The sequence below is a fragment of the Rhodopirellula maiorica SM1 genome (assembly GCF_000346295.1).
Lineage (GTDB): Bacteria > Planctomycetota > Planctomycetia > Pirellulales > Pirellulaceae > Novipirellula > Novipirellula maiorica.
Map to the genome: position 1 here is coordinate 1 of NZ_ANOG01000432.1, position 6,989 is coordinate 6,989.

At 53.6% G+C, this 6,989-nt stretch carries 4 protein-coding genes; all 4 read left to right on the forward strand.

The features are described 5' to 3' along the window. On the forward strand, positions 1-4,066 hold a 4,066-nt coding region (locus tag RMSM_RS13840), incomplete at its 5' end, for a tetratricopeptide repeat protein (RefSeq protein WP_040766508.1). Continuing rightward, entirely contained in the window at positions 4,063-4,770 is a 708-nt protein-coding gene (locus RMSM_RS13845; protein ID WP_008697000.1) for an exosortase-associated EpsI family protein, read from the forward strand. The genes RMSM_RS13840 and RMSM_RS13845, both read left to right, overlap by 4 nt. Next, complete coding sequence (locus tag RMSM_RS36850) at positions 4,770-5,690, forward strand: sugar transferase (protein WP_052031629.1); 921 nt, start codon at positions 4,770-4,772, stop codon at positions 5,688-5,690. Before RMSM_RS13845 ends, RMSM_RS36850 begins: the two co-directional genes overlap by 1 nt. Before the next feature lie 274 nt (positions 5,691-5,964). Beyond that, positions 5,965-6,819 (forward strand): XrtA system polysaccharide deacetylase, encoded by an 855-nt coding sequence (locus RMSM_RS13855; RefSeq protein ID WP_008697003.1) that lies wholly within the window; start codon positions 5,965-5,967, stop codon positions 6,817-6,819. Positions 6,820-6,989: the final 170 nt, after the last annotated feature.

A 6,989-nucleotide genomic window follows, 5' to 3' on the forward strand; every position in this document is an offset into this window, starting at 1 on the left:
TCAAACCTTGCAAGATCGTGTGCTGCGAGACCGTGTCGACGCGGTGATCGAGCCGATTCAAAAGAGCGACGACAGCCGTTCTCAGTTGATTCTCGTTCAAGTTGACCTGCATCGTGGGAACGAAACGCAAGCGAACGAGCGACTTCGTACGGCAGCAAAGGTAGCGTCTAAGCAATTGTCGCAAAAACAAGCTTCCATCGATGCAGCCGCCAAAGAAACAGACTCCGATGGTGATTTGAATGAGGAGGTCGCGTCTAAGGGGGGCGATCAAGGTTCCGCAGCGTATTGGGATTACGTCCTGTTGTTGCAAGCCGCGAACACCGTTGCCAACGAAGACGCGGAATTGGCGACCCAATGGTACGAACAGCTAATGGCCCTGAGGCTAACGGATGTACCAACATCAACACTCGAGTACGTGTTTCTCGCTGCCGGGCGATTGAGTTTGGTGCAGGGCGATTCCGAGCGGGCCATTGAGATTTGGCAATCGGGACTGGAGCAGGTTAACGCAAACAGTTTGGATTTGCTTGGATCGCTCGCTACCGTACTTAGTCAGGATGAAGATCACTCGATTCGTGCGACTTCAATTCTGGATGACTTTCGCAAAGCGATTTCGAGTGCTTCCACCATTCTGACCCGGGCAACCGTCGATCAAATGTCCCCCGCACAGCGGACAGAGGCCGGTCGACGAATCGCCGCCGCGGCATGGCGGTTGGAAGTCATGGAAGCGATGATGACCGCACGACGCGGGGACACGGTCGCCGCAATCGTGATGTATCGACATGCGTTGGATGCCTCAAGCGATGCCAGCGTCAGCGAGAAAGTCGCCGTGGCGACTCAGTTGGCTTCGCTCTATCAAGCTCAGGGTATCTGGGACCAAGCCGCATTGGTATTGCAAAAAGTAGTCGATCTCGACCCGGGCAACGCCCCTCTTCGTGCCCAAGCGGCCGAAGCTTGGACGCGTGCGGGAAATCGATTGCAAGCGGTTGAACAGTGGCGAATGGCGGGGCTGTCTGCTTCGCCCGCGATGCAGATCGCCAGCGTCGAAGGCCAATTCAACTACCAGTTGCGATTGCCGCCCGAGAAGCGTGATTTCAGCGGAGTGCGATCGATGGTCCAGCGAATTCGGGGCCAATTGCAAAAGCTCGATGTATCCAATGTTCACACCGAGCTTGATGATTTGACTCGCGAAGAACTCGCTCGCGCGATCCGACGGTTGGATGTACTGGATGCCTCGCTACCGATTGCCGGTGTCGCTGCGGAAGAGCATTTGCGATCGTCCGAGATGGCCGATGGCGTTGCGAAACTTGCTACCAAACATACCACCGATCCCACGATCCAAGCCTTTGCCGCCGAGCGTTTAGCGGAAGCGGGACGCGATGAAGAGGCCAACCAAGCGATAAAGCGATTGCAAGACGTCGTCGGTTTGGCTGCGACCCCGGTGGCGATTGTCAAGGCACGTATCGAAGCAAGCAGAGGCGATCCACTCGCCGCAAGCAAACGATTGTTGGATCAAATCGAGCTGATCACCCCGAAAGAGGATGAAACGACACCCAGTGACGATGCCGCCATTGACTCGCTTCACCTGTTGGCGGCCGAATTTGCCGCGCGAGCAAACGATCCTGAACTTGCCTACCAGTCCCTCTTCAAAATTCCCGAAGATCGTCGGTCACTTTCGACCACCTATGCCATGGCAGGCCTAGCAAAGGGATTGCCGGAAGACTGCAAGCTATTGACGACAGGAAACAATCGGCTCACCCCCGATGAACTGGCGACGTTCTGGGAAGAGCAACTTCGTAAACAAGAAGGAGTGACCGGATCGTATTGGCGATTTTTAAAGGTGACCCACCTGATCGATCAGTTACGAAGCGATCCCAATGAAATTGATCGCAACGATCGACGCTTGAAAGAGGCTCATAAGTTATTGAGGGAGATTTCTTCGTGGCGGCCGCGTTGGGGTGAGGCAATTTCACTAGAAGGTTGGCTGTTGGCGATCGAAGGCCGATCCGAACAAGCGGTGGAACGCCTACGTCGCGGGATCGCCGCAGGCGACCGGCGATTGCAAACACGGCAACTGCTGTTTGAGCAGTTAGTCCGCCTGAATCGAACGGCCGAAGCCGAAGAGGAACTACGCCTTACCTCGTTTGCGACCGAGGCCGAAATCGATAAATACGCCACCACCAAGATTCAGCTCGCTCAGCGTCAGGGAGATTACAACCGCAGTTTGGCGGTTGCCGAGTCCGCGGTTGCCGAGCGTCCCAACGATTACGTCAGCCATCTCGTGCTTTGCCTGACGGCGACGGTCGCGGCAGCGGAATTGAAAGACGAAACTCAGCGTGGGCAGTTGCTGGATCAAGCCACCGAGGCGATTGAAGCCGCGTCGCAGCTTGCCGAAACCGACGACGCAAGCATTTTTTCCACTCGCCTCCGTCTGTACCTGGCTCGTGGTGACAAACAATCCATACAAGATGAGATTGCTCGCATCGACGACTGCTCACTCGACGAGTTCTCGAAATTGATGCTGAAAGCACAATCCTTCGTCGCACTCGAGGATTTCGAAGCGGCACTTCCGCTGTTGAAAGCGGCCGATGACCTACGTCCTTCCACGCGAACTCAATTGGCCCTGGTGCAGTTGTACCGTAAGTTGAACCGCGAAGACGAGGCGATCGAGTCGCTGCGGATGGCACAAAGCCGCAGTCCGGAAAATGCCGAACTGCGAAACGAATTGGCTCGCGCGATCGCGGCGAGAGACGGGGCGGGTGTCGACTGGAGCGAACTGTCGGCGTTGCTTTCTTCGGCTGGGCATGTGACGAGCAGCAACCGTTTGCTTTATGCGGTATTGCTCGGCACGCAAGGCAACGAACAGCAACAGGCTAAGGCTTCTGAGATGCTGCGAGAACTCTTCAAGGAGCAAAACAGTCAAAGTGATGATGCGGCGAGATTCCTGGCGGTACTACTGGTTAAACGTGCTGAAGGCCTTCCCGAAGAACAAGTTGAACTTCGCGATCGTTGGTTCGTTGAAACGCGGTCGGTCTACGAATCACTTGTTCAAAAGAGTAACGCCAAAGTGACGGACCTGTACCGTTACGCAACTTTCCTACTCGACCATGGTCAAGCACGGGATTTACCAAAAGTTGAAAGGCTGCTGAAGGAATTGGAATCGATAAAAGAAGGCTCGCTAGCGGCCCTGGAAATTTCTGTCCGTTATGCCGGGAAAATGGGAGAGCAAGCCACAGCTCCCCAGCTGGTTGAGTTATGGGCCGATCGTGCCTTCGAGGATGACATGCTTGAGGACGTCAGTGTGTCGTCGATTGCGGGAGGGACTCTGCTCAAACTGGGATTCGCGAACGAAGGTTTGCAATGGTTAAAACGTGCCTATCACAGTAACGAAGAAACCTTGCTCAACTATGTTGTCGCACTCAATCAAGCCGATCAAGCCCAGAAAAGCATTGAGGTCTGTGCTGAACATTTCAAAAAACACTCCGATGTCCTATCAGCGACATTGTTTATGAAATCATTGCTAAATAAGGTCAACGCAACGGAGTCAGCACGTGATCAGCAAGTAATTGAGAAAGCGTTGTTAAAGTTTGGTGACAACCCTGCCCTACTCGAAAGTGTCGCTACTTTACGTATGCAGCAAGGTCGACTTGATGACGCAATTACCATGTACCGAAAAGTTCAACGCCTCGATCCTTTGCGGATCCTCGCTCTGAACAACTTGGCGATGGCACTGTCCGAAACACCAGGACGGGCTGCCGAAGGGCTCGGTCCAATCAATGACGCCATCAAACTTGCCGGAGATAATCCTGAACTACTTGATACAAAGGGAGTCGTGTTGCTGAAAGCAGGCAGATTTGACGAAGCTCGTGATATCTTTGAGCAAGCGATTGCAATCTCCGCTGAACCCCGCTTTCAATTTCATCTGATCCTCACGCTGCTAGCTCAGGATAAGCAAGCCGATGCCGAACGAGTTTGGAAAACGCTTGATCTCGAAAAACTTGACCCTGCTGGGCTGACAGCGAACGAACAGGAGAAATTGGCCGCGATGAAACAGGAGTTCGGTTCATGAAAAAACAAGCTTCCAACATCGATGCTGGATTGGCCGGCAAGAGCCCAAAAAAGAACGAGGGCTCAAATGTCGCTGCGGGACTGGCCAGTCGCCGTGTTCCGGTCGCCATCGTGGTTGCAATGACGCTGTTTTCCGGTGTGGTGCATGGCTATTTGGATGGTCGCTGGTCACGTCCAGTCGATTTACAAGCTCAAGGGGATCAGCTTGCCGAATTGCCCGAACAAGCGGGCGATTGGGTGTTGACCGATACGAAGCCTCTCGATGAGAGCGCTGCCAAAATGCTGCGTTGTTATGGATCGCAAGTGAGGCTGTATCGCAACGAAAAATATGATGCGATTGTCACCGTCGCAACACTGTTTGGGCCACGTGGCCCGATCGCAGTGCATACTCCCGAGGTTTGTTACAGTTCGGTAGGAACCAAACAAGTCGGACAGACACAAGTGGAAGAAATCTTGACTTCGCAGAGTGAACATCAATTTTGGTCAGCCCAGTTTGCACAACGTTCCGAGTCCGACGCGAGTCTTGATGTTTGGTATGGATGGAGTGACGGAGGTGCGTTTGTCGCCAGCAAGTATCCGCGGGTCTGGATGACCGACAATCTTTACAAAATTCAAGTCGCCGGTCCCGTCGGCAATGAATCGCAGCGTCCTTGTCGCGATTTTCTAGAAGCGTTTCTTCCCTCGGTTGAGCGAGTGATTCAGTAATGAGTTCGATACAAATGTTTCGACGTCGCAGCGTCGAGAAGTCTGTGCCGCCTGCGAACGATTCGTCGAGGAAACGACGTGATGACACGGATCACTCAATCAATGATAAATCGCTATCCGAACCGAATGAGAACCACGTGATTTTTCTGCGCCGCAAGTATGCATTTGATCGTTGTTTGGGAAGCGTGTTGTTGGTGTTAACAGCTCCCTTGATGCTTGTTCTGTTTGTATTAGTCAAATTGACCTCGCCCGGCCCCGGCTTCTATCGCCAAACCCGGGTTGGCCTGAATGGCAAAACGTTCGAGATCATCAAGCTTCGCTCGATGGTTAAGAATGCCGAGAAACCCGGGCAAGCCGTTTGGTGTGTCAAACACGACTCGCGTGTCACTTGGCTCGGAAAGATTCTTCGTAAATTGCATCTCGACGAATTGCCACAGTTGTGGAATGTTGCCGCAGGCGAAATGTCGCTGGTCGGTCCCCGCCCCGAACGTCCCGAAATATGTGAATCATTGGCCGAACAGATCGAGCTTTATTACGATCGAAACAAGGTCAAACCCGGTGTGACCGGGTTAGCACAAGTCAACCTGCCACCGGATGAAACGATCGATGATGTTCGCCGCAAACAGATTCTGGATCTGCGTTACATCGAAGAAGCCAATTGGTGGTTGGACATGCGAATGATTACCGCCACCGCAATGCGGATGGTGGGAGTCAAAGGCGAAGTGGTGATGAAGATGATGGGACTGTGTCGCCGCGACTTGTTGCGAGAGCGGCTTGATTCGACCGATTGCTTTGATGGCGTCTGTTTCGATGGCGGTGACGATTCACATTGGTCCGCGTCGAAAGCCGATCGAGAGCTGGTTTATGCCGCCACTAGCCGACGAATGTTACCCTCCCCCCGTCCCACCCCGCCGCCCTAAGTAATGTCGTTGATCGCTCCGCGATCACAACGTGTAGCGAGATTGACCGACGAAACTCTTGGCGAGTCTCGCTACATTGATGATTAAGGTTGGAAGAACGTAATGATCGCGGAGCGATCAACGACAAACGTGTAGTGGATCTTGCCAAAGATCCCAAACGACAACCCTCGGCCGATGACAGGCTGGAAGCCTATCCCACACAAAAGTCTTGGCGACTTTCGCTACATCTCTATCCCACATGCCCCTCCCTGATCACATTCCGAACGCTCTTACCGTGGACGTCGAAGACTATTTCCATGTCTCCGCGTTCAGCGATCGCGTTTGCCGTTCGACGTGGGACGATCACGAGTGCCGGGTCGAAGCCAATACCGATCGGCTGCTCTCGCTGTTCGACAAACATGAAGTCCGTGGCACCTTTTTTGTTCTTGGCTGGGTTGCCGAACGTTATCCAAACTTGATCAAGCGAATCGCAGCCGCCGGTCACGAAATTGCCTCCCACGGCTATTGGCACCAATTGGTCTATGATCTGACGCCCGAAGCATTCGCCAAAGACATCGACGACAGCCGCGATGCTATCGCCAATGCATGTGGTATCGAAGTCAACGCGTACCGAGCCCCTAGCTTTTCGATCACCGAACAATCACTCTGGGCGCTCGATGTGTTGGCCGAGCATGGCTTCACCGTTGACAGCAGTATTTTTCCGATCAGCGGTCACGATCGTTATGGCATGCCCGATGCCCAAAAAGAGATCCATGACTTGACGACCACGCACGGCACGATTTGCGAGTTCCCGCCGTCGGCTTGGACCAAAGGCCGGATGTCGATCCCGATCGGTGGCGGCTACTTTCGCTTATTCCCACTGTCATTGACGTTAAAAGCGATCAAGGCGGTGCGTCGTGAAGGCCGACCTGCGATGTTCTACATCCATCCCTGGGAAATCGACCCGGCTCAACCCCGTGTCAAACACGTACCGGTGAAAAGTAAGTTTCGGCACTACGTCAACGTCGGCAAAACCGAGCGACGACTCGGGCGGATGGTTCACAAAGCTGCGTTTGATCGCATGGACCACGTGATCCAATCCGTGCAATTAGATCGCCTCGCAACCAGCCCCTTGGGCACCGTTTCGTAGCGTCTCGTCAGCAATAGACTCAATGCGGAAATTGCCAGATTGAGTTGCACGCGACGTTAGACAACGTGACGCTTTACAGTGTTCATTGTCGTTGAAAACGTCTGAGAAGCGTCCAGCATTTATCCAACTACACCTTGACGACAAAGTTTTTCAGTCTCCTGCTGTCGCCC